General features: G+C 58.9%; 21 protein-coding genes and 2 tRNA genes. 9 read left to right on the forward strand and 14 right to left on the reverse strand.

Going from position 1 to position 25,473, the window contains the following annotated elements; translation table 11 throughout:
* The first annotated feature begins 45 nt into the window (after nucleotides 1–45).
* Entirely contained in the window at nucleotides 46–204 is a 159-nt protein-coding gene (locus ACIPY9_RS16095; RefSeq protein WP_400703165.1) for a hypothetical protein, read from the forward strand.
* A gap of 143 nt (nucleotides 205–347) precedes the next feature.
* A complete protein-coding gene (ccoM, locus tag ACIPY9_RS16100) occupies nucleotides 348–458 on the forward strand; it encodes a cytochrome c oxidase subunit CcoM (RefSeq protein WP_025261439.1) in 111 nt (36 codons plus the stop codon).
* 318 nt (nucleotides 459–776) lie between these two features.
* Here the strand turns inward: ccoM and ACIPY9_RS16105 are convergent, their stop codons facing one another.
* Both ACIPY9_RS16105 and ACIPY9_RS16110 read right to left on the reverse strand, forming a co-directional pair.
* The gene (locus ACIPY9_RS16105; RefSeq protein ID WP_025261438.1) at nucleotides 777–1,247 is read right to left on the reverse strand and encodes a MaoC family dehydratase; all 471 of its coding nucleotides are present in this window, start codon (nucleotides 1,245–1,247) and stop codon (nucleotides 777–779) included.
* A 39-nt stretch (nucleotides 1,248–1,286) separates the two neighbouring features.
* Nucleotides 1,287–2,231: a lysophospholipase gene (locus ACIPY9_RS16110; protein WP_400703169.1), complete on the reverse strand. Its 945-nt coding sequence runs from the start codon at nucleotides 2,229–2,231 to the stop codon at nucleotides 1,287–1,289.
* Between the two features lie 395 nt (nucleotides 2,232–2,626).
* Between ACIPY9_RS16110 and fadD1 the strand changes: the two genes are divergently transcribed.
* Both fadD1 and hrpA read left to right on the forward strand, forming a co-directional pair.
* Complete coding sequence (fadD1, locus tag ACIPY9_RS16115) at nucleotides 2,627–4,318, forward strand: long-chain-fatty-acid--CoA ligase FadD1 (RefSeq protein ID WP_400703172.1); 1,692 nt, start codon at nucleotides 2,627–2,629, stop codon at nucleotides 4,316–4,318.
* A 171-nt stretch (nucleotides 4,319–4,489) separates the two neighbouring features.
* Nucleotides 4,490–8,401 (forward strand): ATP-dependent RNA helicase HrpA, encoded by a 3,912-nt coding sequence (hrpA, locus tag ACIPY9_RS16120; protein ID WP_400703175.1) that lies wholly within the window; start codon nucleotides 4,490–4,492, stop codon nucleotides 8,399–8,401.
* Nucleotides 8,402–8,431: 30 nt separating this feature from the next.
* On the opposite strand, the gene ACIPY9_RS16125 is transcribed toward hrpA, so the two are convergent.
* Nucleotides 8,432–9,508 (reverse strand): TIGR00730 family Rossman fold protein, encoded by a 1,077-nt coding sequence (locus ACIPY9_RS16125; protein ID WP_400703178.1) that lies wholly within the window; start codon nucleotides 9,506–9,508, stop codon nucleotides 8,432–8,434.
* 211 nt (nucleotides 9,509–9,719) lie between these two features.
* Nucleotides 9,720–10,139, reverse strand: coding sequence for a quorum-sensing-regulated virulence factor family protein (locus ACIPY9_RS16130; protein WP_400703181.1), 420 nt, complete (start codon nucleotides 10,137–10,139; stop codon nucleotides 9,720–9,722).
* 221 nt (nucleotides 10,140–10,360) lie between these two features.
* Here ACIPY9_RS16130 and ACIPY9_RS16135 point away from each other — a divergent pair, with 221 nt between their 5' ends.
* The 3 genes from ACIPY9_RS16135 to ACIPY9_RS16145 all read left to right on the forward strand — a co-directional run bounded on the left by ACIPY9_RS16135 (nucleotide 10,361) and on the right by ACIPY9_RS16145 (nucleotide 12,358).
* Nucleotides 10,361–11,071, forward strand: a complete 711-nt coding sequence (locus ACIPY9_RS16135) for a tRNA-uridine aminocarboxypropyltransferase (protein WP_400703184.1) — start codon at nucleotides 10,361–10,363, stop codon at nucleotides 11,069–11,071.
* Nucleotides 11,072–11,270: 199 nt separating this feature from the next.
* Nucleotides 11,271–11,918, forward strand: a complete 648-nt coding sequence (erdR, locus tag ACIPY9_RS16140) for a response regulator transcription factor ErdR (protein ID WP_400703187.1) — start codon at nucleotides 11,271–11,273, stop codon at nucleotides 11,916–11,918.
* 71 nt (nucleotides 11,919–11,989) lie between these two features.
* A complete protein-coding gene (locus ACIPY9_RS16145; RefSeq protein ID WP_400703190.1) occupies nucleotides 11,990–12,358 on the forward strand; it encodes a diacylglycerol kinase in 369 nt (122 codons plus the stop codon).
* A 14-nt stretch (nucleotides 12,359–12,372) separates the two neighbouring features.
* On the opposite strand, the gene ACIPY9_RS16150 is transcribed toward ACIPY9_RS16145, so the two are convergent.
* Entirely contained in the window at nucleotides 12,373–13,299 is a 927-nt protein-coding gene (locus tag ACIPY9_RS16150) for a LysR family transcriptional regulator (protein WP_400703193.1), read from the reverse strand.
* Between the two features lie 123 nt (nucleotides 13,300–13,422).
* Between ACIPY9_RS16150 and fpr the strand changes: the two genes are divergently transcribed.
* A complete protein-coding gene (gene fpr, locus ACIPY9_RS16155; RefSeq protein ID WP_262204218.1) occupies nucleotides 13,423–14,202 on the forward strand; it encodes a ferredoxin-NADP reductase in 780 nt (259 codons plus the stop codon).
* A 48-nt stretch (nucleotides 14,203–14,250) separates the two neighbouring features.
* Here fpr and tsaA read toward each other — a convergent pair whose 3' ends face one another.
* The 5 genes from tsaA to rimO all read right to left on the reverse strand — a co-directional run bounded on the left by tsaA (nucleotide 14,251) and on the right by rimO (nucleotide 18,293).
* Nucleotides 14,251–14,958 carry a tRNA (N6-threonylcarbamoyladenosine(37)-N6)-methyltransferase TrmO gene (tsaA, locus tag ACIPY9_RS16160; protein WP_400703196.1) on the reverse strand — a complete coding sequence of 236 codons (708 nt, stop codon included), beginning with the start codon at nucleotides 14,956–14,958 and terminating at the stop codon, nucleotides 14,251–14,253.
* 13 nt (nucleotides 14,959–14,971) lie between these two features.
* On the reverse strand, nucleotides 14,972–15,433 hold the full coding sequence (locus tag ACIPY9_RS16165) for a DUF1456 family protein (RefSeq protein ID WP_400703199.1): 462 nt from the start codon (nucleotides 15,431–15,433) through the stop codon (nucleotides 14,972–14,974).
* 68 nt (nucleotides 15,434–15,501) lie between these two features.
* Nucleotides 15,502–16,212, reverse strand: a complete 711-nt coding sequence (locus tag ACIPY9_RS16170; protein WP_400703202.1) for an rRNA pseudouridine synthase — start codon at nucleotides 16,210–16,212, stop codon at nucleotides 15,502–15,504.
* A 205-nt stretch (nucleotides 16,213–16,417) separates the two neighbouring features.
* Entirely contained in the window at nucleotides 16,418–16,849 is a 432-nt protein-coding gene (locus tag ACIPY9_RS16175; protein ID WP_400703205.1) for a GNAT family N-acetyltransferase, read from the reverse strand.
* 97 nt (nucleotides 16,850–16,946) lie between these two features.
* Nucleotides 16,947–18,293: a 30S ribosomal protein S12 methylthiotransferase RimO gene (gene rimO / locus ACIPY9_RS16180; RefSeq protein ID WP_400703208.1), complete on the reverse strand. Its 1,347-nt coding sequence runs from the start codon at nucleotides 18,291–18,293 to the stop codon at nucleotides 16,947–16,949.
* A 258-nt stretch (nucleotides 18,294–18,551) separates the two neighbouring features.
* On the opposite strand from rimO, the gene ACIPY9_RS16185 reads away from it, so the two are divergent.
* The gene (locus ACIPY9_RS16185; RefSeq protein ID WP_400703211.1) at nucleotides 18,552–20,447 is read left to right on the forward strand and encodes a potassium transporter Kup; all 1,896 of its coding nucleotides are present in this window, start codon (nucleotides 18,552–18,554) and stop codon (nucleotides 20,445–20,447) included.
* A 64-nt stretch (nucleotides 20,448–20,511) separates the two neighbouring features.
* Here ACIPY9_RS16185 and ACIPY9_RS16190 read toward each other — a convergent pair whose 3' ends face one another.
* The 4 genes from ACIPY9_RS16190 to ACIPY9_RS16205 form a co-directional block, all read right to left on the reverse strand.
* Complete coding sequence (locus tag ACIPY9_RS16190) at nucleotides 20,512–21,852, reverse strand: virulence factor family protein (RefSeq protein ID WP_400703214.1); 1,341 nt, start codon at nucleotides 21,850–21,852, stop codon at nucleotides 20,512–20,514.
* On the reverse strand, nucleotides 21,852–24,419 hold the full coding sequence (mprF, locus tag ACIPY9_RS16195; RefSeq protein ID WP_400703449.1) for a bifunctional lysylphosphatidylglycerol flippase/synthetase MprF: 2,568 nt from the start codon (nucleotides 24,417–24,419) through the stop codon (nucleotides 21,852–21,854). The genes ACIPY9_RS16190 and mprF overlap by 1 nt, the downstream gene beginning before the upstream one ends.
* A gap of 573 nt (nucleotides 24,420–24,992) precedes the next feature.
* Nucleotides 24,993–25,069 (reverse strand) — tRNA-Met (locus ACIPY9_RS16200).
* Between the two features lie 186 nt (nucleotides 25,070–25,255).
* Nucleotides 25,256–25,332, reverse strand: a tRNA-Met gene (locus tag ACIPY9_RS16205).
* Between the last annotated feature and the right edge of the window lie 141 nt (nucleotides 25,333–25,473).

Below are 25,473 nucleotides of genomic sequence, written 5' to 3' on the forward strand. Positions count from 1 at the left end.
TGAGCATTATGGACCCAGATACCGAGTGTCCGAGAGCTGCGAGTCATGAGCGAAGAAGAGAAACTGATCGATCTGAATGCCGAGCGTGCCAGACGCATTCACGACCTGAACGACAAGCGCCTCAATGAAGTGCGCAATGCCTTTGAACAGGCCATGCCATTGAACGGCAAGAAAAAGCCCGGAAAAAAGCCGAAAAAACGCTGATATCCCCTCTATCTGTTGACCCAGATCAGTTGGCGACACGCTCCCTTGCCGGGCTTGTGGACAACTGATCTGGGTCAATTTTTTTGCGTGCCGTTCTGGTTAATCTACGTCCATCGAATCACGACGAAGCAGGAGGCGAGGATATGTTTCTGGACAATGTAGTGGTCGCAGGTGTCGTCACCGTTGGCCTGATGCTCGTTTTCTTCGCAGGCTTCGGACTATTTATCTGGAAGGACTCGCAGAAACGCAAGTAAGGCTTGAGCCTTCCATAACAAGAGCACGCAAGGCATTTAGGGCGACTTCGGTCGCCCATTTTTTTGTGCCGAAAAAATACCGGGGCGCAACCCCGTAGGAGCGAATTCATTCGCGAACAACCGGTTCGCGGATAAATCCGCTCCTACTCTAGGCTCTGTACGAAATGTTTTCGAGCGAAGGTGAGGCAAGGCGAAAACAGGCGAGGAACGGTCGGAGTCGCGCTCGACTTTACTGGGTGTAAATGAGCATTCCGAGCCTGTTTTCAACGCAGTATCACCGAGCGCAGATACATTTCGTACAGAGCCTAGCGATTGGCCTCAGCCAAACGTGATTTCCGGCAACACGGTCAGGTCAACGGTCTGCTGCTTGCGAGGCGCAAGGATTTCCGCTTCGCCATCCACGACCAGTTCGTCGTTCTGGTTGAAGACGCGGGTGGCGATGCGCACGCGGAATTTCGGCAGCTTCTCCAGGATTTCCAGGCGCACGGTCAGGGTGTCGCCCAGTTTTACCGGTTTCTGGAAGCTCATTTGCTGACCGATATAGATAGTGCCCGGCCCAGGCAGTTCGCAGGCTACGGCGGCACTGATCAACGCACCACTGAACATGCCATGAGCGATGCGCTCCTTGAACATGGTCTTGGAAGCATATTCGGCGTCCAGGTGGACAGGGTTGTGGTCGCCCGACATCGCGGCGAACAACTGAATGTCGCGCTCTTCTACTGTTTTGCTGTAGCTGGCGGTCTGGCCGACTTCAAGTGCTTCGTAAGGTGTGTTGGTGACCTGGGTCATGTGGCAGTCCTGAATGTGAATGAGTAAAACCGGGGCAAATCATTCGGCCCGGTGGGGTCGTGGTTGTTCGAGAGCGTGTTGCAGCCAGTCGAGCAGGTCACGGGTCACTTCGTCGCGATTGGTTTCATTGAGCAGTTCATGCCGGGCCTGGGGGTAGATTTCAAGCTTCAATGCCTGATGGCCTGCCTCTGCCAATGCCCGGGCAAGATCCTTCAGACGCTTCCCGTTGCTCACCGGATCACATTCACCGCCAATAATCAGCAAGGGCAGACCCGAATCGATCTGTGCGAGATTGGAAGGCTTGCTGATTTTCTGCAGCCCGCCCAGCAGGTCCAGCCATAACTGATTGGTGCAACGAAAGCCGCAAAGCGGGTCGGCAATATACTTGTCGACCTCTTCCGGGTCACGGCTGAGCCAGTCGAATCGTGTGCGCGTCGGTTTGAAGGCGGTGTTGAACGCGCCGAACGACAACCATTCGATCAGCGCACTCCGGCCTCTGGCTCCCTGACGAAAACGCTCCAGGCGGGCGATCAGGCGAGCGCAGCGATAGATGAGCGTCGGTTTGAAGTCGGAACCGCTGAGAATCGCCCCCTGCAGGCTGGCACCATGGTGTACCAGATAGGCCTGGCTAATGTAGCTGCCCATGCTGTGACCCAGCAGAAACAGCGGCAGCCCCGGATGTTTCTGGCCGATGGACTGGCTCAGGGTTGCCAGATCGCCCACGACCTTGCTCCAGCCATCTTCGTCGGCATAGTGCCCGGAGGTGCCCTGTCCGGCTGTGAGACCATGGCCACGCTGGTCATGGGCATAGAGTGCGATATCGGCAGCGCTCAACGCCTGCCCCAGTCGCTCATAGCGACCACTGTGCTCGGCCATGCCATGGGAGAGCATCACAATGGCCTTGGGTTGTTTTATCGGTAGCCAGGCATTGACATAGAGACGGCTGTGATCACTGGCGTCGAGCCAGAAGGCTTCGTGATTCATGACTGTTTCCCGAGACTGGAGCCAAGGCCTGGATGAGGTATTCGACAAGTGTATAACCGATGACAAATGGCGGCTTGTTTTGTCACAAGGCATGTAGTGTGTAATTGGAGAGGGGAGTCGGCCGTAGCTTGGGCGAATCGGAGTGGTGATTCGGGTTGGGTGTCGCTGAATAGAATTATTGCTCTAAAAGTGACTCGTCAGTATTCAAGAGTCATGAATGTGACTGGTAGGGGCTTTTTTGCCCCTAGTCGGCCTTTGGTAAAGCTGCTACTCTCGGCCCGCTTTTTGACCAGTCATGAAGCTGAAAAAAGCGGGAACTGCATAATTCCAAAACACAAGAAAATCATCGCCTAAAGCGATGTGAAGAATTCGCTATCGCTACGGAGCTGGCTTGCATGATCGGAAACTTCTGGAAGGATAAATACCCGTCCGGCATCGCTGCCGATATCGATCCCGATGAGTATCCAAACGTCCAGGCGGTATTGAAGCAGTCTTGTCAGCGCTTCGCCAATAAACCGGCCTTCAGCAACCTGGGCAAGACCCTGACCTACGGTGAGCTGTACGAGCTCTCGGGTGCTTTCGCTGCCTGGATTCAGCAACATACCGACCTGCAACCGGGCGATCGTATCGCGGTCCAGTTGCCCAACCTGCTGCAATACCCTGTCGTTGTATTCGGTGCCATGCGGGCCGGCCTGATCGTGGTCAACACCAACCCGCTGTACACCGTGCGCGAGATGGAACACCAGTTCAATGACTCCGGTGCCAAGGCATTGGTCTGTCTGGCGAACATGGCGCACCTGGCCGAGAAGGTCGTGCCCAAGACCCAGGTCAGGCACGTCATCATCACCGAAGTGGCCGACATGTTGCCGCCACTCAAGCGGCTGCTGATCAACAGCGTCGTCAAGTACGTGAAAAAGATGGTGCCGGCCTATCACCTGCCCAGCGCCGTCAGGCTGAACGATGTCCTGAGCAAGGGACGTGGGCAGTCCGTGAAAGAAGTCTCGCCAGTGGGTAGCGATGTGGCGGTGCTGCAATACACCGGCGGTACGACCGGGGTGGCCAAGGGGGCGATGCTGACTCACCGCAACCTGATCGCCAACATGCTGCAATGCAAGGCCCTGATGGGTTCTAACCTGCATGAAGGGTGTGAAATCGTCATCACGCCGCTTCCGCTGTATCACATCTACGCCTTCACCTTTCACTGCATGTCGATGATGCTGATCGGCAATCACAACGTCCTGATCACCAACCCTCGTGACTTGCCCGCGATGGTCAAGGAGATGTCGAAGTGGAAGTTCAGCGGTTTCGTCGGGCTCAATACCCTGTTCGTTGCGCTGTGCAATAACCAGGAGTTCCGCAATCTGGACTTCTCCAGCCTGAAGGTCACCCTGTCCGGTGGCATGGCGTTGCAACTGGCTGTTGCCGAACGCTGGAAGGAAGTCACCCGGTGCTCGATCTGCGAAGGTTACGGGATGACCGAAACCAGCCCGGTGGCGACGGTCAACCCGATCGACAGAATCCAGATAGGCACCATCGGTATTCCCGTGCCTTCGACCCTGTGCAAGGTCATCGACGACGCCGGCAACGAGTTGCCACTGGGTGAAGTGGGCGAATTGTGCGTCAAGGGGCCTCAGGTCATGAAAGGCTACTGGCAGCGCCAGGACGCCACCGATGAAATGCTCGATTCCAACGGCTGGCTCAAGACCGGTGACATTGCCGTCATTCAGCCCGACGGCTATATGCGCATCGTTGACCGCAAGAAAGACATGATTCTGATCTCCGGTTTCAACGTCTACCCCAACGAGCTGGAAGACGTGCTGGCAACGTTGCCGGGCGTGCTTCAGTGTGCGGCCATTGGTGTACCGGACGAGAAGTCCGGCGAAGCGATCAAGGTCTTCGTGGTGGTCAAGCCAGGTGTGACCCTGACCAAGGATCAGGTCATGGAGCACATGCGTGCGAACCTCACCGGCTACAAGGTGCCGCGCACGGTAGAGTTCCGCGACACTCTGCCGACCACCAACGTCGGCAAGATCCTGCGTCGTGAGCTGCGTGACGAAGAGCTGAAGAAGCTGGGCATCAAGAAGTAACGCCTTCGCGGATGAATCCGCTCCTGCGCTGTAGGAGCGAATTCATTCGCGAGACGCCATTGAAGAGCTTCACGGGCCTCATCGCGGATGAATCCGCTCCTACAAAAGCATCCCCCCGCCAAATCTGCGACAATCCGCGCCCCGCATCTTCAAAAAGACCCTGCGCGCCTGATGACCGAACAATCTCCCTCCGTCGACCAACTGTTGAAAAACCTCGACCACGCGATGATCAGCGACCGCCATCGTCTGCGTCGTCAGTTGCACGAGCTGCGCAAGAAGCCCGACGAAGCGAAGCTGGCGCAATGGGCCCAGAAGGTTCAGGCATCGTTTGCTCAGGTGACGTCGCGGCGCGACAGCATGCCGGTGATCCGTTATGACGAAAACCTGCCGATTGCCGCCAAGCGCGATGAGATCAAGGAGGCGCTGCTCAAGCATCAGGTGTTGATCATTGCCGGTGAGACCGGGTCGGGTAAAACCACTCAGTTGCCCAAGATCTGTCTGGAAATCGGCCGCGGGCAGCACGGGCTGATCGGTCATACCCAGCCACGTCGCATCGCGGCGCGCAGTGTAGCCAGTCGGGTGGCAGAAGAACTGGGAACGCCGTTGGGCGCGCTGGTCGGTTATCAGGTGCGTTTCGAGGACCAGAGCGACAGCAATACCCTTATCAAACTGATGACCGACGGTATTCTGCTGGCCGAGACCCAGCATGATCGCTTTCTGGAACGCTATGACACGATCATCGTCGACGAAGCCCACGAACGCAGCCTGAACATCGACTTCCTGCTGGGCTACCTGAAAACCCTGTTGCCGCGTCGTCCGGACCTCAAGGTCATCATCACCTCGGCGACCATCGACCTGCAGCGTTTCTCCGAGCATTTCAACGGTGCGCCGATTGTCGAAGTGTCCGGCCGAACCTTCCCGGTGGACACCTGGTATCGCCCGCTGACCAGCGAGCAGGACGAAGAAGGCAATAGTGTCGAAGAGGACCTGACGGTCGATCAGGCCATTCTCGCCACTCTGGACGAACTGGCCGCCTTCGAGCGCAGTGAGCGCAAGAGCCCAGGCGATGTGCTGGTGTTCCTGCCCGGTGAGCGGGAAATCCGCGACGCGGCGGAAGTGCTGCGCAAGGCCCAGCTCAAGCACACTGAAATCCTGCCGCTGTATGCGCGCCTGACTCCGGCCGAGCAACAGAAGATCTTTCAATCGCACCCCGGACGGCGTGTGGTGCTGGCGACCAACGTGGCCGAGACCTCGTTGACGGTGCCCGGCATTCGTTACGTGATCGACACCGGTACGGCGCGTATCAGCCGTTACAGCTATCGGGCCAAGGTCCAGCGTCTGCCGATCGAAGCGATTTCCCAGGCCAGTGCCAATCAGCGCAAGGGTCGTTGTGGTCGGGTCGAGCCGGGGTTGTGCGTGCGGCTGTACAGCGAAGAGGATTTCAACGGCCGCCCGGAGTTTACGGACCCGGAGATCCTGCGCACCAACCTGGCAGCGGTCATTCTGCAGATGCTGCATCTGCGTCTGGGTGAAATCAACGCATTCCCCTTCATCGAACCGCCGGACGGCAAGGCCATCAGCGACGGTTTCAACCTGTTGCAGGAGCTGTCGGCCGTCAATCGCGAAAACCAGCTCACGCCTCTGGGGCGGCAGTTGGCGCGCCTGCCGGTTGACCCGCGCATGGGGCGCATGCTGCTGGAAGCCGCGAAGCAGGGCAGCCTTCAGGAAGTGCTGATCGTGGCCAGTGCCATGTCGGTGCAGGATGTGCGAGAGCGTCCGCCCGAGCGTCAGCAGGCAGCCGATCAGGCTCATGCGCAATGGAAGGATGCCGATTCCGACTTTGCCGGGCTGGTCAATCTGTGGCGTGGTTTCGAGGAGCAGCGCCAGACCCTGACGGCCAGCCCGTTGCGTAACTGGTGCCGCCGTAACTTTCTCAATTACCTGCGCCTGCGCGAGTGGCGCGATTCGCATCGGCAGCTGAGCCTGATCTGTCGTGACCTGCAACTGACCGTCAATAAAGAGCCGGCCGACTACCCCAAATTCCACAAGGCCATTCTTTCCGGCCTGCTGAGCCAGATCGGTCAGAAGGCGGAAGAGGGCGATTACCTGGGGGCCCGCCAGCGACGTTTCTGGATACACCCGTCCTCGGGACTGGGCAAGAAGCGCCCGCAATGGCTGATGACGGCCGAACTGGTGGAAACCACCAAGCTGTACGCCCGCATGGTGGCCAAGATCGATGCCGACTGGATCGAGCCGCTGGCCGGGCATCTGGTCAAGAAAAACCATTTCGAGCCGCACTGGGAGAAAAAGCGCGGCCAGGTGGTGGCTTTCGAGCAGATCACCCTGTTCGGCCTGATCGTTGTCGGGCGTCGCCCGGTGCATTACGGCCCGGTCGATCCGGTGGTCTCGCGTGAGCTGTTCATTCGGGAAGGTCTGGTGCGTGGCGACATTCAGTCTCGGGCCAAATGCCTGAGCGCCAACACTCGCCTGCTGGAGCAACTGGACGAACTGGAAGCCAAGGCGCGTCGGCGTGACATTCTGGCCGACGAAGACACGCTCTACAGTTTCTATGAGGCGCGCATTCCGGCCGAGATTCACCAGACGGCCACCTTCGATAGCTGGTACCGGGTCAACAGCCAGAAGAACCCGCAATTGCTGATCATGCGTGAAGAAGATGTGCTCGCACGTGAAGCCAATGAGGTGACGGCTGCGCAGTACCCCGACACCTTGCGCCTGGGTGAGTTGAGCCTGGCGCTGACTTATCACTTCGAGCCCGGTCATCCGCGTGATGGCGTGACCTTGCGCGTACCGGCCCCCTTGCTGCTGTCGCTGCCTGTCGAGCGGCTGGAATGGCTGGTGCCGGGCTTGCTGGAAACCAAGTGCATTGCGCTGGTCCGTAACCTGCCCAAGGCCATTCGCAAGAACTTCGTGCCGGTGCCCGATTTCGTGAAAGCGGCCTTGCAGCGGATCACCTTTGGCGAAGGTTCGTTGCCTCAGGCGTTGGGGCGCGAATTGTTGCGCATGACTGGCGCAAGGGTTGCGGACGAAGCCTGGGCCGAGGCGGCCCAACAGCTTGAAAGCCACCTGAGGATGAACCTGGAAATCCTCGACGGGAGCGGAAAGTTTCTGGGCGAGGGGCGCGATCTGGCCGAGTTGACGGCGCGCTTTGCCGAGGCGAGTCAGGCGGCGCTGGCCGTGCCGCAAAGTGCCAGGAGCCAGCAACCGGTGGAGGCCAAGGTCTTTGCCCCGGTGGCGCAGAAGACCCAGCAGAACATTGCCGGGCTTTCCATGACGGTGTATCCGGCGCTGGTCGAAGAAGCCGGGACGGTCAAGGAAGGACGTTTTTCGACCCAGGCCGAGGCGGAGTATCAGCATCGCCGTGCATTGCAGCGCCTGTTGTTGCAGCAACTGGCCGAGCCGGCCAAATTCCTGCGCAGCAAATTACCGGGACAGACCGAGCTTGCCTTGTTGCATCGTGAACTGGGACGTATCGATGCGCTGGTGGAAGACATTCTGCTGGCCAGTCTCGATAGTTGTGTACTGGAGGGTGAAACCGACCTGCCTCGCGACGGTGCCGGGCTGTTGTCGCTGGCGGAGCGCAAGCGGGGCACCTGGACTGAACATGCCGAGCGTCTGGCGAAGCTGACGCTGGAGATTCTCAAGCTCTGGCACGGCCTGCAAAAGCGCTTCAAGGGCAAGATCGACCTGTCCCAGGCCGTGGCCTTGAACGACATCAAGTCACAACTCGGGCAGCTGGTGTACCTGGGATTCGTACGTGAAACACCGGCCCAGTGGTTCAAGGAGCTGCCACGCTATCTGAAGGCCATCGAACTGCGTCTTGAGAAACTGCCTGCCCAAGTGCAGAAGGACCGGGTCTGGAGTATCGAACTGTCAGGGCTCTGGGCTCAGTATCAGGCCCGTGCGTCCAAGCATGCCCAGGAAGGCAAGCGCGATCCGGAACTGGTGACCTATCGCTGGTGGCTGGAGGAATATCGCGTGTCCCTGTTCGCGCAGCAGTTGGGAACGAAAATACCCGTCTCGGACAAGCGTCTGGGCAAGCAATGGAGCCAGGTGGAGGCGTAGAGGTCGCTCCCGTCCTGGCTGTTTGCTGAGTCAGAGAGGGCTGGCGCTGTTTTCCGGCAGGTTGATGTAGTCGATCAGCTCGCGCAGCCTGCCCTGGTTGCGTCCTGTAAACGCAAAGGCGAGGCGTGTCAGGTGGCTGAATTGAGCCTCGTCATGCTCCTCTCCCTGATACGTGTGCTGATGAAAGTCTCCGCTGCTGCATAGGTCGGCAAAGGCTTGCTGTATGTGCTCCAGTGCCTGGCTGCCCAGCGGGCGATGCATGCGAATCACGAACGTGTTCTTCAGCCAGCGGCTGGAATGAAAGTTACTGTAGAACCGGTTGATCTCTTCGACCGCTTCGTCGGTGCTGTAGACCAGCCGCATCAGTTTCATGTCGGCGGGCAGAATATAGCGATTGTCCTCCAGCTGGTTCTTGATGAAGTCCAGCGCTCCCTGCCAGAAGCTTCCGCCCGGTGTGTCCAGCAGGACGATCGGGACCAGCGGGCTTTTGCCCGTCTGGATCAGCGTCAGCACTTCCAGTGCCTCATCCAGTGTGCCGAAGCCGCCCGGGCAGAGCACCAGCGCATCGGCTTCCTTGACGAAGAACAGCTTGCGGGTAAAGAAGAAGTGGAAAGGCAGCAGGTTTTCAGTGCCTTCGACCGTCGCATTGGCATGCTGCTCGAAGGGGAGGGTGATGTTGAAACCCAGGCTGTTTTTACGCCCGGCGCCTTCATGTGCCGCGGCCATGATGCCGCCACCGGCACCGGTAATCACCATCATCTCGGAGCGCGCCAGTTTTTCGCCCAGCTCCCGGGCCTGGGCATAAAGAGGGTGTTCTGCCGGGGTGCGTGCCGAGCCGAACACCGTCACCTTGCGGCGTCCCTTGAAGCGCTCCAGAACCCGGAAGGCGCTGTCCAGCTCCCGTAAGGTCTGCAGGGTGATCTTGGCGTTCCAGCGATTGCGGTCGTCCTCGGCCATGCGCAGGACGGTCAGGATCATGTCCCGGTACAGCGGCAGGTTGGGGCTGTCAGGAGCGACTTGCTGGATGTGCTCCTCGATCTTGCGGGTGATGTCCAGGCCATTGCTTTGAAAGTGTTGCGTGAGAGCTTCATTAGGTACATACGGCATTCAGGATTTCTCCTCCTGCAGAATCACAAAGCATCGTACTTTGCCGATGATGAAAGTCTTCTTTCAGGTTACATGATGGCTCGATAATGTTCCGCTTTTAAAACGCTATCGATTATCCATGATGCGCAGAGGGGCGCAGAGGGCTGAGCAGGGAAGGGAATCTGGTGCGCGCTGCCCGGATGACAGCGCGCCATGACGCGAGGGGAGCGGTTTATTTCTTCGGTTTCTTGACCGTGCAGTCCGAGGCCTGGAAGGTCTGGGTGACAATCGGCCGGTTGGTCTTGTATTCACTGAATTGATATTTGAGCACCGCGCCCTTGGTCATCAACTGGCGGTAGCCGTTGTTGTGGCAGACGCTGTTTCCCAGCTGGCTGCGCACGGCATCGGGGTTGGCACGCATTTGCCGGGCCTGGCTTTCGCGCACGCTCAGGTGGTTGATCAATTCCTTGCCGTTGACGGTATAGCCCTGGTCCAGGATGTCTTCGTTGATCGCCCTTGGTGTACCGACACTGCTTTCCTGAGCGACTTTTTCCAGCATCTTGCTGAGCTCGAATTCCTGCTTTGACGCGGCCTGTGCGCACAACGGTGCCGCGAGCAGAAGCGTAAGGGTTGGGGCGATGAGGCGCAGCATTAAAGTCTCCTGGTTCGGTTGCTGGCGGTTTTGACCAGCAACTTCATGGTGTGTTCCGGGTTACCCGCTCAAGGCGCTGATTCAATGGCGCGCCAGTATAGGTCAGGAGTATCGGGCTCGAAAGCAGGTTGAACCGGCGGGGCTCTGGTAAACTGCGCGGACTTTTTACCCTGCCGAGTTTCTGTTGTGTCGATGCCTTTCTTCAGATGGCGTATCTTTCCATGAGCCATGCTGTTTCCCGCCTGCGCGATCAACGCCTGGCTCGTAGTACCAAGCCTTTCATCGCTCGTGGCTCCCGGGCACCGCGCTGTCCCGATTGCCGGGTGATATTCAGTTACTGCCTGTGTGCCTGGCGACCGACCGTCGCGGCGACGTCGGGCATGTGCCTGCTGATGTATGACACCGAGCCGTTGAAGCCGACCAATACCGGCTGGCTGATTGCTGATGTCATCGAGGATACCCATGCATTCGGCTGGTCGCGTATCGACGTCGACGAGCAACTGCTGGCATTGCTGGACGACCCGCAGTGGCAGCCTTATATCGTGTTTCCGGGGGAGTTCGTCGCCAAAGAGCGGGTCGTGACCCAGGTGAGCCGTGAAGAGGGCAAGCGTCCGCTGTTCATTCTGCTGGATGCCACCTGGACAGAAGCGCGCAAGATGTTTCGCAAGAGCCCGTACCTGGAACGTTTTCCGGTGCTGAGCCTGGAGCCTGAGCAGATTTCGCGTTACCGGCTGCGTCGCTCCCGGCGCGATGACCATTTCTGCACGGCCGAGGTGGCTGCGTTGTGTCTGGAGCTGGCCGAAGACGTCAATGCCAGTGCCGTACTGGATGCTTATCTGGACGTTTTCAGCGCTCATTATCTGGGGGCCAAGTTCCAGAATCCGATTGACCCGGACGATGCGGCCCACAGTTATCTGAAGGCTTTTTTGTGATGCTGCGAGCAGATAAAGGCCGATTGCCAGCTCTGCTCGGAATCAGGGGTGTATCAAGCTTGACCACCACTGCCTGGCTGGGCATGCTTGGCGCCGCTTGAGCGCAGTGATGGCCCAATGTGAACTTGCTGGCATCTGACCGATGCCTTGATGAGCGACTGAATGAATCTGCGCTCACTATAAAAGACAGGATCAAAACATGACCTACGACATCCTGATCGCCGACGATCATCCGCTGTTTCGTAGCGCGTTGCATCAGGCGTTGAGCCTTGGCCTGGGGCCTGATGCACGACTGGTCGAGGCGGAAAGCATTGCCCAGATCGAGGCCCATCTGGCGCAAAAGGCCGATTGGGATCTGGTCCTACTGGATTTGAACATGCCGGGTGCCTACGGTTTTTCCGGTCTGGTCCTGCTGCGAGGGCAGTACCCGCAGATCCCGGTTGTCATGATTTCGGCTCAGGAAGAAGCCTCTATCGTCGTGCGTTCCCGAGAGTTCGGGGCCAGCGGTTTCATTCCCAAGTCCAGCTCGCTGGAAACCATTCAGCAGGCGGTGCGGACCGTGCTCGAAGGAGATGTCTGGTGGCCGCCGCAGGTCAATGAAGTGGTCAGCGTCTCGGACGAAGCCAAGGCCGCCAGCGCCGGTCTGGCCAGCCTGACACCCCAGCAGTTCCGGGTCTTGACCATGGTTTGCGAAGGCTTGCTGAACAAGCAGATTGCCTATGAGCTCAGTGTGTCGGAAGCCACCATCAAGGCGCATGTCACGGCGATCTTCCGCAAGCTGGGTGTTCGCACGCGGACCCAGGCGGCTCTGCTGTTGCAACAGCTGGAATCGGTTTCTGCCTCGTGACAACCGTGTTCACGCTTTTTTGACCTGCTCTGCTTTAGCTTTCTTCATCTTTTCGACACAGCAGTCTATCTATGCCTTCGCCCTTCAAAGGTCAAACCGGCCTTAAACGTATCTTCAATGCCGCAGGTTATTCCATTGACGGCCTGTCGGCTGCCTTCAAGGGTGAGGCTGCCTTTCGCCAGCTGGTACTGCTGAACGTGGTGCTGATTCCGTTGTCCTTCGTGGTCAATGTCAGCCGGGGCGAGCAGGCCTTGCTGATTGCAGTCTGTCTGCTGGCCCTGATCGTCGAGCTGCTCAACTCGGCTGTGGAAGCGGCCATCGACCGCATCTCTCTGGACCTGCATCCGCTGTCCAAGAATGCCAAGGACATGGGCAGTGCGGCGCAACTGGTCGCACTGAGCATGATTGCCGTGGTCTGGGGCGTGATCCTGCTGGGCTGACTCAGGCGCGATTATCAGTAAAGGCTGGGGATCACGATTTCGTCGCTGCGCTGGACCCCGGCGGTGAAGGCGCGGCACAGGTCGAGGAATTCACGCATGGCAGAGGTCTGGTACTTCTGTTTGTGCCAGATGAAGTAGAACTGCCGTGACAGGTCCAGCTCGGGCGTGTTCAGGGCTACCAGGCTGCCACGCCGGAAGGCATCGCGCAGGGCCAGCCGCGAAATGCAGCCGATGCCCAGGCCCGATTCCACGGCGCGCTTGATGGCTTCCGTGTGTTCAAGCTCCAGGCGCACATTCAAACCGTTGCGGTGATGACGCATGGCCTGATCGAAGGTCAGCCGTGTGCCCGAACCCTGTTCGCGGAGAATCCACGCCTCATGGGTCAGTTCTTCGAGGCTGGCGTGGGCACGTTTGGCCAAGGGGTGCTGAGGGGCGCAAAACACCACCAGTTCGTCCTCGACCCAGGTTTGGACTTCAATGTCGGGGTGGCTGCAATCGCCTTCGATCAGACCCAGATCAATTTCATAATGCGCCACTTGTTGCACGATATGCGCAGTGTTCTGGACATGCAGCTTGACCTGGCTTTCCGGGTGCTTCTGCATGAAGCCGCCGATCAGCAGGGTCGCCAGATAGTTACCGATCGTCAGTGTTGCGCCGACTGCCAGCGAGCCGAACCCGGACTTGCCGTTGAGCAGGTCTTCGATCTCCTTGGCCTGGTCGAGCAGGGCGACGGCCTGTGGCAAGAGCTGTCGCCCGGTTGCGTTCAGGCTCAATCGTTTGCCGGCACGGTCGAACAGCTGGCAGCTGGATTGCCGCTCCAGTTCGGTGATGGAGGTGCTGGCCGCAGATTGCGACAGTGAAAGCATGATGGCCGCCCTGGACACGCTTTCCTGCTGGGCGACGGCGACGAAGACCTGAAGCTGACGAAGAGTAAATCGCATATCTATATAACCGATAACCCATATCTTGATAATTAACTTAACAGATATTGTGTCTGCCACTAGAATGTCGCGCAATAGCGCTTATGCCCAGCGCAGACGAATTTTTCAGGAGTTTCCACGTACATGAGCAACATGAATCACGAGCGTGTCCTCAGCGTCCATCACTGGAACGACACTCTCTTCAGTTTCAAGTGCACCCGCGATCCGGGTCTGCGTTTCGAGAACGGTCAATTCGTGATGATCGGTCTGCAGCAACCCAACGGTCGCCCGCTCATGCGTGCCTACTCGATTGCCAGCCCGAACTGGGAAGAGCATCTGGAATTCTTCAGCATCAAGGTGCCGGATGGTCCGCTGACCTCGCAACTGCAGCACTTGAAGGAAGGCGACGAGATCATCATCAGCAAGAAGCCTACGGGCACGCTGGTGCTGGACGACCTCAAACCTGGCAAGCACCTGTACCTGCTGAGCACCGGTACCGGTCTGGCGCCTTTCATGAGCGTCATCCAGGATCCTGAAACCTACGAGCGTTTCGAGAAGGTCATCCTGTGCCACGGCGTACGTTACGTGAACGAAGTCGCCTACCGCGAGTTCATCACCGAGCATCTGCCGCAGAACGAGTTCTTCGGCGAAGCGCTGCGTGAAAAACTGATCTACTACCCGACCGTGACACGCGAGCCTTTCGAGAATCAGGGCCGCCTGACCGACCTGATGCGCAGCGGCAAGCTGTTCAGCGACATCGGTCTGCCGCCGATCAATCCTCAGGATGACCGCGCCATGCTGTGCGGCAGCCCGAGCATGCTCGATGAAACCAGCGAAGTGCTCAACAGTTTCGGCCTGACGGTTTCCCCGCGTATGCGTGAGCCGGGCGATTACCTGATCGAGCGTGCGTTCGTCGAGAAGTAATCCGGTCTGACAGAAGCCGCCTTGTCCTTCGTGGGGCAAGGCGGTTTTTTATTGGGCGGAATTTGTGGCCGGAACGACTTCCAGCACGCGGATCTGTCCGGGCTGCGGGTAGTGCCAGCGCACATCCATGTCCCAGAACCGGGCACCATAACGGCGTTCCGGTGGCGGCACCTGATAGGCCGGGCGTGGGTCCTGGGCCAGGCATTGTTCGATCAGTTCGACCAGAGGTTCGCCCAGACGGCGGGCATGCTCATGGGCCTGTGCCAGTGCGTTGTCCTGCCAGATGACGGGAATCAAGTCCGGCGCTGCACTGGCGATGGTGTTGCTCGCATCTGCAATGGCGTCGGCATAAGGCACGTAGGGCTTGATGTCCAGCACGGGGGTGCCATCCAGCAGATCGATGCCGGAAATCCATAGTCGCCCGGCTTCGACCTTGTCCAGCCTGACCACGGATTGGCCGATACCGTTGGGTCGGTGGGTTGCCCGGGTGGCAAAGACGCCCATCGACTGGTTTCCGCCCAGGCGCGGCGGGCGTACCTTGAGTCGCGGCTTGTCTTCCAGTGCCTCATGGAACAGGAACAGCAGCCAGACATGGCTGACCTGCTCCAACCCTTGAACGGCTTCACCCTGATCAAACGGTGCGACCAGTTCCAGGCAGCCGCGGGCGGCAGGAGCCAGTCGTGGCTGGCGGGGGATCGCGAATTTCTCCTTGAAACAGGAGCGCACGAAGCCGACAGGGGAGACGTTATAGGTCATGGTGCCAGCCGGATCAGCCGCGTACGCGCAGGGTCAGGCCCTTGAGGAAGTTACGCAGCAGTTGGTCGCCGCACTCGCGGTAGTTGTTATGGCCTACCTTGCGAAACAGGGCACTCAGTTCCGGCTTGGACACCGGGAAGCCCACGGACTTGAGAACGGCGTGCAGGTCGTCTTCCTTGAGCTCGAAGGCAACACGCAGTTTCTTGAGCACGATGTTGTTGGTGATCGGCAGTTCGATGGGTTGCGGCGGACGGCTGTCGTCCTTGCCACGCTTGAAGATCACCAGGCCATCGAGGATGTGTGCCATGACCTCATCGCTGCAGACCTGATAGCCTTCTTCGTCTTCTTTCCTGGTGAACGCGATCACGTCGGCCTTGGTGATCTCGAAGCCTGTGAGCCGGGTGATCTCGACCATTTTGCTGTCGCTGATATCCAGCATATAGCGCACGCTGCGCAATACATCGTTGTTCATCATGCTGCATGAGTCCTGATAAGTCGTTGTAACGGCGCACGAACGGTGCCGTGCGCTGTGAAGAATAAGGCTTAAAACTTTTCCTTGGCTGTCAGGTAGCGCCATTGTCCCTCAGGCAGCTTGCCCATGGACACGCCACCAATGCGGATGCGCCGGATCGCGACGATCTTCAGGCCAACGGCTTCGCACAGTTGCGCGATGACACCGGGTTGCGGGTTCTTCATGGCAAAGCGCAGGCGGTTCTCGTTCTGCCAGCTGGCTTTGACCGCGGGCAGTTCCTTGCCTTTGTACGTCAGACCGTGGTTCAGGCGGTTGAGGCCATGGGGCACCATCTCGCCCGAGATTTCCACGATGTATTCCTGCTCGATCTTGCTGCGGTCGTCGGTGAGCTTGCGCAGGATTTTCCAGTCCTGACTGAACACCGTCAGGCCGCTGGCATTGGCTTGCAGGGTCGAGATCGCTTCAAGGCGCATGAAGTGGCCTTTGAGCGGGCGTTTGCCGAAGCTGTGTTCCGGCGAGAGCGTTCCCGGTGTAATCGATTGCAGGGCGCTGTCGAGGCTGGTCGAGGCAGGCTTGTGCAGAATGATCGTGACCGGCTCCGGTGCTTCGGCCCTGGCATCGGGGCTGAGTTCGACCTTCTGGGTATCGACCTTGAATTGCGGCTCTTCGACGACGATGCCATCTACGGTCACCCAACCGCCTTCGATGTACAGCTCGGCCTCGCGACGCGAGCAGCCGACCAGCTCGATAAGGCGTTTGGAAAGGCGGATGGGGTCTGTCATGAAAATAAAGCCGTTATTGATGAGAAAGGCGACATTGTACCTGCGATGGGATTGATTGGGGGGGAACGGATCTGCGCGTCAGCCTGTTACAAGCCCTTCTGCAGGAGCGAATTGATTCGCGAGAGGCCCGTGAAACTGAAGAAAACGTATAGCCTTTAATGACGTCTCGCGAATGAATTCGCTCCCACAGGTTTTGCTACACGAGTTATAAGCGCATTCTCAGGATGGGGTAGGGCTGCCCCAGTCCATCGACTTCACTCCGGCGAATCACCTTGAAGCCGTGTTTGAGGTAAAACCCGAGGGCCTGCGGGTTCTGCTCGTTGACGTCCAGTTCACTGATCTGGAAATGCTCGATGGCATGCCTGAGCAGTTGCCTGCCCAGTCCCTGACCACGGTGCTCGGGGTCGATGAACAACATTTCCAGCTTGAACCGGTCGATGCCTGCGAAGCCGGTGATGTTCAACTGTGCGTCGCGGGTACAGAACAGCGTGACCGAGTCCAGATACTGCATCAGCAGCAGGTTCTTGAGTGTCGAGATATAGGCGTCCGGCAGAAAGTCGTGGGTGGCGCGTACCGAGCGCTCCCATAGGCGGGTCAGCTGGGGATAGTCGTTTCTGTCTGGCGTGTACAGATCCATGTGAAGGCTCGTCTGGCTTGTCTGCATGGGTAGACAGTCTACGCCTATAAAAAAGCCCCGCCGTCTTTCAAGGGCGGGGCTGATTCGGTATCAGGCGTCAGGCGATGATTTCGGCCCAGAGGTCATACTCATCGGCATCGGTCACGCGGCACATGATCTTGTCGCCGGGTTTGACCGAGCTGTCGTCTTCCAGGCCGATATAGACGTTGCCGTCGATTTCCGGAGCGTCGAAGAAGCAACGACCGACCGCACCGCGCTCGTCGACTTCATCGATCAGGACTTCGATTTCCTTGCCGATCTTCATCTGCAGACGGGCAGCGCTGATGGCCTGTTGATGGGCCATGAAGCGATCCCAGCGATCCTGCTTGACGTCGTCCGGCACGACTTCGGCATCCAGCAGATTGGCGGGTGCGCCTTCGACCGGGGAGTACTGGAAGCAGCCGACGCGGTCGAGCTGGGCTTCGGTCAGCCAGTCCAGCAGGTACTGGAAGTCTTCTTCGGTCTCGCCGGGGAAGCCGACGATGAAGGTCGAACGGATGATCAGGTCCGGGCACTGCTCGCGCCAGTTCTTGATGCGCGCCAGGGTCTTGTCCTCGAAGGCCGGACGCTTCATCAGCTTGAGCACTTTCGGGCTGGCGTGCTGGAACGGAATGTCCAGGTACGGCAGGATCTTTCCGGCGGCCATCAACGGGATCAGCTCGTCAACGTGCGGGTAAGGATAGACATAGTGAAGGCGGACCCAGACGCCCAGAGAGCTGAGGGCCTGGCACAGTTCGGTCATGCGGGTCTTGACCGGCTGGCCGTTCCAGAAGCCGGTGCGGTACTTGACGTCGACGCCGTAGGCGCTGGTGTCCTGGGAGATCACCAGCAACTCTTTCACGCCGGACTTGACCAGACGCTGGGCTTCATCGAGCACGTCGCCCACCGGACGGCTGACCAGTTTGCCGCGCATCGAAGGGATGATGCAGAAGCTGCAACTGTGGTTGCAGCCTTCGGAAATCTTCAGGTAGGCGTAGTGACGCGGTGTCAGCTTGATGCCTTGCGGTGGAACCAGATCGATCAGCGGGTTGTGGTCCAGCTTCGGTGGTACAACCTCATGCACTGCATTGACCACCTGCTCGTATTGCTGCGGGCCGGTGACCGACAGAACGCTGGGGTGCACGTTGCGGATGACGCCTTCGTCAACGCCCATGCAGCCGGTCACGATGACCTTGCCGTTTTCGGCAATGGCTTCGCCGATCACTTCCAGCGATTCGGCCTTGGCGGTATCGATGAAGCCGCAGGTGTTGACGACAACGACGTCGGCGTCTTCATAGGTCGGAACGACTTCATAACCTTCCATGCGCAGCTGGGTCAGGATGCGCTCGGAGTCTACAAGGGCCTTGGGGCAACCCAGAGAAACGAAGCCAACCTTTGGCGTGGCAGGCGTGGTGACGGTGGACATGGCAAACCTCGGCGTGAAGGGTGCCTGGCTCAATACGCGGGCACCGATTGGGCGCTTGGTGCGCCTCTGATCAAAAAGTGCGCAATTCTAGCGATCAGTGCACGCAATGACCAGTGGTAAACAGAGAATTACGACGAGTGCTGCGCTATGCTTCGCGGCGTTGCACCCAGGCATGTCAATAATTGGCGTGCCCTGAATTGTTACGTGCTGTGAAGTTCAACGTGCTTTGGGCCTCAAGTCTTGTTTCAGGAGTATTGGATGAGTCAAGCAAGCAGTCATGCTGAGACTGGAAGCACTGCAAAGCCACTGGGGTTGCTGATTGCAGCCGTGGGCGTGGTGTATGGGGATATCGGTACGAGCCCGCTGTATACGCTCAAGGAAGTCTTTCAGGGAGGGTACGGGGTCGAAGTCACCCATGACGCCATACTGGGCATCCTGTCGTTGATCTTCTGGTCGCTGATCTGGGTGGTCTCGTTCAAGTACATGGTCTTCATCCTGCGTGCGGACAACCAGGGCGAGGGCGGAATCATGGCGCTGACTGCGCTGGCCCGGCGTGCCACGACCCAATACCCGAAGTTGCAGATGCTGATGGTGGTCTTCGGCCTGTTCGGTGCCGCTCTGTTCTATGGCGACAGCATGATTACCCCGGCGGTGTCGGTGCTCTCTGCCATGGAAGGCCTGGAGCTGGCCTTTGACGGGCTTGAGCACTGGATCGTGCCCATGGCGCTGATCGTGCTGATCGGACTGTTCCTGATTCAGAAGCACGGCACGGCTCGCATCGGCGTGCTGTTCGGTCCGGTCATGGTGACCTGGTTTCTGGTACTGGGCGCGCTGGGTATCTACGGCATTGTGCACACGCCGGAAGTGTTGAAGGCGATTAACCCAGTATGGGCGGTGCAGTTCTTCATTCTGCATCCGGGAATCGGTGTCGCCATTCTCGGTGCCGTCGTGCTGGCGCTGACCGGTGCCGAGGCGTTGTATGCCGACATGGGGCACTTCGGACGCAAGCCGATCTCAAGGGCCTGGTTCATCCTGGTGCTGCCTGCGCTGCTGCTCAATTACTTTGGTCAGGGTGCGCTGGTGCTGGAAAACCCTGAAGCCATACGAAATCCCTTTTACATGCTGGCTCCCGGCTGGGCGCTGCTGCCGCTGATCGGTCTGTCGACACTGGCGACGGTCATCGCGTCCCAGGCGGTGATTTCCGGGGCGTTTTCCATGACCCTGCAGGCGATCCAGCTGGGTTACATCCCGCGCATGTACATCCAGCACACCTCCAGCGATGCTCAGGGCCAGATCTACATCGGTGCCGTGAACTGGGCGCTGATGATCGGTGTTGTATTGCTGGTGATCGGCTTTGAGTCTTCCGGTGCCCTGGCTTCAGCCTATGGCGTTGCCGTGACAGGGACCATGCTGTGCACCACGATTCTGGTGTCGTCGGTGATGCTCCTGCTCTGGAAGTGGCCTGCCGTACTGGCGATTCCCCTGCTGCTGGGGCTGTTGCTGGTGGACGGTCTGTTCTTTGCCGCCAACGTACCGAAAGTCGTTCAGGGTGGCGCGTTCCCGGTACTGGCCGGTGCTGCGCTGTTTATCCTGATGACGACCTGGAAGCGTGGCAAGCAGTTGCTGGCCGAGCGCATCGATGAGGGTGGGCTGCCGCTGCCGATCTTTATTGGCAGTATTCGCGTGCAGCCACCGCATCGGGTTCAGGGGACTGCAGTGTTCCTGACCGCACGCAGCGATGCGGTGCCTCATGCACTGTTGCATAACATGTTGCACAACCAGGTACTGCATGAGCAGGTGGTCTTGCTGACGGTGGTTTATGAAGACCGGCCGCGTGTGCCGACCGAGCAACGCTTTGAGGTCGAGGCCTACGGTGAAGGTTTCTACCGGGTGATTCTGCATTTCGGCTTTATCGATGAGCCGGATGTCCCGGCTGCGCTGACACTGTGCCACCTGGATGAGCTGGATTTCAGCCCGATGCGCACGACCTACTTCCTCAGCCGCGAAACGGTCATTCCTTCCAAGATGGTGGGCATGGCGCGTTGGCGCGAGGCTCTGTTCGCGTTCATGCTCAAGAACGCCAACGGCAACCTGCGCTTCTTCAAGCTGCCGTTCAACCGGGTGATCGAGTTGGGCACGCAGGTGGAAATGTAGAATCGCGAGACAAAAAAATCCCGGCTACCTCAAGGTGCCGGGATTTTTTTTGCCTTCGTTCTGCTTACTGGGCAGTGGTCTTGCCTTGCCATTTGTTGATCGCGCTGATCAGACGCTTGGCCAGGGCCGGGTAGTTTTCATCGAAGTGATGGCCACCAGGAAGCTGGATCACTTCACCGACCACAGTGGTGTCGGTGCATCCACTGTCTTTCTTCTCTTCGACGCCATACACACACAGCACTTTGGCGGCAGGCAGCTTGGCCATTTCCGGGCCGGTGGTCGCTTCTTTGCCGGCATTGCCGAGCCAGCCATCCACGTGGATCTCGAAACTGCCGGAGCGGGCGAACGCCAGCAGGATGATGCCGTCGATGCGGTTCTGGTCATCCGCAGACAGGCGGTTATAGACCGCAGGCATGACGTCGGCACCAAAGGAGTAGCCAGCCAGAATGAAACGCTTGGTGCCCCACTTCTGCCGGTAGTGATTCATCAGGTCGGTGAGGTCCACCGCCGTCTGTTCCGGTGACTTGCGCTCCCAGTAGTAACGCAGCACATCGATGCCGACCACGGGGTAACCCATCTTCGCCATATCGCCTGCCACGACCTTGTCCAGGTCGCGCCAGCCGCCGTCGCCGGACATGAACAGCGTTACGGTGTCCGAAGGCTGGCTGGAAGGCACTTCCACGACCGGAATGCCCAGGCCGCCGCTGTCGTTTTCGCCGAGCAGAAGGTGGCGCAGCTCGGTGTTGAGCACTTGTGGCAGGCGAATGTCGTAGTCGCTGATGCTGGTGTCGGCGTTTGTCTGATCGCGCACGAAGGCCGCGCTCGGATCATCAGGAGCGTCGTTCCAGGCGGCCAGCCAGTGACCATGCGGAGCGCTCTGTGGCAGGGGAACGTCACAAATACGGGGTGGCGTTTCATCCTGCTCCACGACAGGTGGAGGATTGGAGACGTGTTCCAGGGCAAAGCCGACGGAGATGGCCTGGGCCTTGTCATTGGTCTGTCCTGCCAGCCAGCGCCAGGCCAGCGTAGCGCCTGGACCGATACCGCCGACTATCTGGGCCGGGGCTTCGAGCTTGCCGAGGGCAGCCTGAAAGGTTTTCTGTTGCAGGACGCAGTCGTCCTTGGGCAGTACGACTTGAACGATGCGTGCCGATGCGTCCTTGCCGATCGCCAGCAGTTGTTTGTCGCTCAGCATCTCATCGGCCGTGACGGCCAGGGCAACGAATGTCTTGGCCTTGTTCGGCGGGGTGACGCTGGTCAGAGGCGTTCCATCGTCGAGATTGAGGTGCTCGAGTGTGGCGGGTGGCGCAGGTCGGGTCGATATCCAGACGCCGAATGCAGCGACGACAACGGTTATCAGGGCAGCGAGCAAAAGACGCCGAAAGCGCCGGAAGCGTCGAATCATTAGCGTTTCACCAATCCAGTCAGGCCGCCTGCAATCAGGGCGGCAGTATCAGCCAGTGCCACAAGCGGATCGAGTCCGGCAGGCACGGCCATATAGCGGGGTTCCCAGTCGGGTTGGAACTTGTCCTTGAAGCGTCGCAAGCCCTGGAAGTTGTACAGCTGTTCTCCGCGGCGGAAAACCATGGCACCCAGTCGTTGGGTCAGCGGTGCTCCGCGTCGTGGTTGCAGGCCGGACAGGGGCACCATGCCGAGGCTGAAGCGGGCATACCCCTGGGCTTTGTAATGCAGGATCAGGCCGACCATCATGAACTCCATGGTCAGCTTTGGCGCATCCGGGTGTGAGCGCATCAGGTCCAGGCTGGCCAGCTCAAGGCTGCTGGTTTCCAGCAGGTTGGAAAATGCCACCGGCTTGCCTTCGAAGTGAACGATGGCAATGCGGAAATACTTCAGGTACTCGGGGCTGAATCGACCGAGCGAGAAGCCTTTTTCGCGCACATTCTTGCCGGTCAGCCAGGCATCGGAAATGGCCTTGAGTTCGTCGAGCGGCGCCTGACCGGCTTCGTAGATCTCCAGTGACAGGCCGTCGCGACCACCCCGGTTCCAGGTGTAGCGCAGGTCCTTCATCTCCTTGCCCTTGGCGTCGATATCGAAGCGCCGCAGGTCGACCCGGGCTTCTTCGCCCAGCTTGATCGCCGTCAGGCCGATGTCCATATAGAACGGCAGGTTCTCTGCCCGTACCTGGTAGAACACCGGGCGGGCGTGGTGAACATCGCACAGGTCGCGGAATTGCCAGATCAGTTCGGCGCGCTGCTGGGTCGGCCCGATAGGGTCATACAGCGCCACGAGGCTGCGGCCGCGATGGGAGTACATCAGGAAAGCATTGCCTTCCGGGTGGAACAGAATGGCCTTGTCGCCAGTCAGTACCAGCCCGCCATCGGGCTGGCTGGAGGCCTTGAGGATTTCGGCAGCCTTGTCCCGTTCTGCGGCGTCCGGCAGCTTGATGACCGGTCGTGCCGTGCGCAGCAGCCAGGTCAGGGATACGACCACCAACAGTACGGCGCTGCCCAGGGCTGAACGCAGACCGCGAGGGGCATCGGCGTCGAGGGTGAACTGCCACCAGAGTTGATGGCTGTAAGGCACATCCTGATAGGCAAACAGCAGCAGCCAGATCGATGCGCCGACCACGCAGGCGCTCGCGATCAGGTAAAGAGGCGAGAAGGGCAGTTCAAGCAGGCGGCTGGGGCGATAGAACGAGCGGCGGAAGGTGGCCAGAAGGCAAGCGGTCAGCAGTAGCAGACTGGCCTCTTCCCAGTCGAAGCCTTTGAGCATCGACAGGACAGCACCGACAAGCAACAGGATCACGGTCAGCATCCAGGCGGCCGACAAGCGACGACGCAGGCCCTGAGCCAGCAACAGGCAAAGCACGCCGACCAGGCTGGCACCGAAGTGCGAAGCATCGATCAGGCGGTGAGGGATCATGAAGCCGACATTTTCAAGCCGGGTATCGATTTCCGGTGTGGCGCCGGAGAACAGCAATACAACGCCCGACAGGAATACCAGCAGTGCCAGGATGGGCGCGGCCAGTCCGGAGGCCACGCGCATGGCCTGACGGGTAGGCAGCAAACGCTGGGCTTCGGTGAAGAGCAGGGTCAGACAGGCCAGTAGCAGCGGCAGCACCACATAAATCAGACGATACAGCAGCAGGGCAGCAGCCAAGGGCGCCGCACCCAGCTCATTGGCGAAAGCCGCCAACAGAATCGCCTCGAAAACACCGACCCCGCCTGGGACATGGCTGAGCACACCGGCCGCCAGGGCCAGCAGATAGATCAGCATGAAGGCGCCCAGGGGCGGTGCCTGCGGAAGCAGGAGGTAGAGCACCAATGCCGCTGCTGCCACGTCCAGAGCGGTAATGACCAGCTGGATCAGTGTCAGGCGCAGATCGGGAAGGCGCAGGGTGCGTCGGCCGGCCCTGACCAGAATGTTGTGCGGAATGGTCTGTTCCGGCAGGCGACGGCGATAGACCGCAACGGCCAGCAGGGCACTTGCGATCAGTACCGCAATGGCGATGCCTGCCAGGACGTCGACCGGGAGTTTGAGTGCCAGGGAGGCGCCGGACAGGTTGCTCAGGGTGGCCACTGCCGCCAGCGGCGGCAAGGCACAGCCCAGTGACAGGCTGGCGAACAGCGTCATGCGGGCGATTTCCATCGCTCCCACGCCGTGGCGTGAATACAGTCGATAGCGTACGGACCCCCCCGACAGCATCGACAACCCTACGGCATTGCCGATGGCAAACGAGGTAAAGCCGCCGAGCAGCAAGGTTCGGGTCGGCAGGTTGACGTTGGCATAGCGGCTGGCGGACAGCTCATAACCCATGAGAATGACGTAGCCGATCACGGCTGCCAGCAAGGCTCCGCCCAGAGAGGGCAGGGGCACGGCAAACAATGAGTCGCGCAATGCATAGAAGTCCATTTCTATCAGCATGTGTCGACAGGCAATCAGGGCCATGCCGAAAAGCAGCAGCATGACCGCCAGTCCTATGGCCTGGCGGTACTTGCTCAGCAGTTCCATCCAGTGGAGGAAGAACGGTTTGGTCGAGCTATTTTCAGCAACTGCTTCGTTGGTATCTGACGATTTGTCGCGCATCAATCACTCCTTGGATCGTGCGCGACAGGATGGAGGTATACAGCCAAGTTACCAATCCCTACGCAAAAAATATTTCGAGATGTTATCGCGTCAACGTCTCACGGGCGAACAGCGAATGGCTTGAGCAGGCACCGTTCAGCTTTGATTCAGCTTAGGCGTATGTAACAAAAATGACTACGCAGGTTCATGCGGTTTTGAACACGGGCGGGTGCTCGACTTTGCTCGGATTGGCTGGTTGAAATCCGACAACCTGAGTGCACCTGCAACCGTTCTGCATGACCGTCGTTTGCCGATTCTGGTACAGCGGCGCTGTGATAATGCTATCGGCAGCCCATTCAAAAACTGTCGGAAACGGAAACATTACGTTACGTACGTGATGATAGGGTTTCAGGAGGCGGGGGAAATAGTCTTTTTTGTCAGAGAGTTAGCATTGCTGCATGAATGCTTTTTCATCAGGCACAAAAAAGGCCAATCTTTCGATTGGCCTTTTCTGATGTTTGGTTGCGGGAGCCGGATTTGAACCGACGACCTTCGGGTTATGAGCCCGACGAGCTACCAGGCTGCTCCATCCCGCGTCTGTGGGGCGGCATTCTACAGCCAAATCCTTACGTGTCAACCAGAAAATCCGAAAGTCAGAAAATTAATCCTGTTTCGCCGATTGAGCGAGGTCCGGATGGACCTTGCTGTAGGGATAACCTTCGTAGAATGCTCCAGAAAGCAGAAGGCCCGCTTTGTGGGCGGGCCTTCTACGGTACTGCATATGGTTGCGGGAGCCGGATTTGAACCGACGACCTTCGGGTTATGAGCCCGACGAGCTACCAGGCTGCTCCATCCCGCGTCTGATGTGGCGGATTCTACAGAAGCGTTCAGTCTTGTCAATCATTTTTTATAAAAAAGCTTTTTTCATCAAATGGTTAGCACTGTAAGAAGAAGGATACACAAGGGGTGGGGGGTATCTGACCGGCTGGCGCTCACGTGT

Source organism: Pseudomonas sp. NPDC089734 (assembly GCF_044748865.1).
Lineage (GTDB): Bacteria > Pseudomonadota > Gammaproteobacteria > Pseudomonadales > Pseudomonadaceae > Aquipseudomonas.

Excerpts from the sequence above, each read along its gene's own strand:
- ACIPY9_RS16105 (WP_025261438.1), bottom strand. The coding sequence starts at position 1,247 with ATGACCCAGGTCACCAACACACCTTACGAAGCACTTGAAGTCGGCCAG.
- erdR (WP_400703187.1), top strand. The coding sequence starts at position 11,271 with ATGACCTACGACATCCTGATCGCCGACGATCATCCGCTGTTTCGTAGC.
- ccoM (WP_025261439.1), top strand. The coding sequence starts at position 348 with ATGTTTCTGGACAATGTAGTGGTCGCAGGTGTCGTCACCGTTGGCCTG.
- tsaA (WP_400703196.1), bottom strand. The coding sequence starts at position 14,958 with ATGACCTATAACGTCTCCCCTGTCGGCTTCGTGCGCTCCTGTTTCAAG.
- fpr (WP_262204218.1), top strand. The coding sequence starts at position 13,423 with ATGAGCAACATGAATCACGAGCGTGTCCTCAGCGTCCATCACTGGAAC.
- ACIPY9_RS16165 (WP_400703199.1), bottom strand. The coding sequence starts at position 15,433 with ATGATGAACAACGATGTATTGCGCAGCGTGCGCTATATGCTGGATATC.
- rimO (WP_400703208.1), bottom strand. The coding sequence starts at position 18,293 with ATGTCCACCGTCACCACGCCTGCCACGCCAAAGGTTGGCTTCGTTTCT.
- ACIPY9_RS16150 (WP_400703193.1), bottom strand. The coding sequence starts at position 13,299 with ATGCGATTTACTCTTCGTCAGCTTCAGGTCTTCGTCGCCGTCGCCCAG.
- ACIPY9_RS16125 (WP_400703178.1), bottom strand. The coding sequence starts at position 9,508 with ATGCCGTATGTACCTAATGAAGCTCTCACGCAACACTTTCAAAGCAAT.
- fadD1 (WP_400703172.1), top strand. The coding sequence starts at position 2,627 with ATGATCGGAAACTTCTGGAAGGATAAATACCCGTCCGGCATCGCTGCC.
- ACIPY9_RS16135 (WP_400703184.1), top strand. The coding sequence starts at position 10,361 with ATGAGCCATGCTGTTTCCCGCCTGCGCGATCAACGCCTGGCTCGTAGT.
- hrpA (WP_400703175.1), top strand. The coding sequence starts at position 4,490 with ATGACCGAACAATCTCCCTCCGTCGACCAACTGTTGAAAAACCTCGAC.
- ACIPY9_RS16110 (WP_400703169.1), bottom strand. The coding sequence starts at position 2,231 with ATGAATCACGAAGCCTTCTGGCTCGACGCCAGTGATCACAGCCGTCTC.
- ACIPY9_RS16170 (WP_400703202.1), bottom strand. The coding sequence starts at position 16,212 with ATGACAGACCCCATCCGCCTTTCCAAACGCCTTATCGAGCTGGTCGGC.
- ACIPY9_RS16185 (WP_400703211.1), top strand. The coding sequence starts at position 18,552 with ATGAGTCAAGCAAGCAGTCATGCTGAGACTGGAAGCACTGCAAAGCCA.
- ACIPY9_RS16145 (WP_400703190.1), top strand. The coding sequence starts at position 11,990 with ATGCCTTCGCCCTTCAAAGGTCAAACCGGCCTTAAACGTATCTTCAAT.
- mprF (WP_400703449.1), bottom strand. The coding sequence starts at position 24,419 with ATGGAACTGCTGAGCAAGTACCGCCAGGCCATAGGACTGGCGGTCATG.
- ACIPY9_RS16175 (WP_400703205.1), bottom strand. The coding sequence starts at position 16,849 with ATGGATCTGTACACGCCAGACAGAAACGACTATCCCCAGCTGACCCGC.
- ACIPY9_RS16130 (WP_400703181.1), bottom strand. The coding sequence starts at position 10,139 with ATGCTGCGCCTCATCGCCCCAACCCTTACGCTTCTGCTCGCGGCACCG.
- ACIPY9_RS16095 (WP_400703165.1), top strand. The coding sequence starts at position 46 with ATGAGCGAAGAAGAGAAACTGATCGATCTGAATGCCGAGCGTGCCAGA.
- ACIPY9_RS16190 (WP_400703214.1), bottom strand. The coding sequence starts at position 21,852 with ATGATTCGACGCTTCCGGCGCTTTCGGCGTCTTTTGCTCGCTGCCCTG.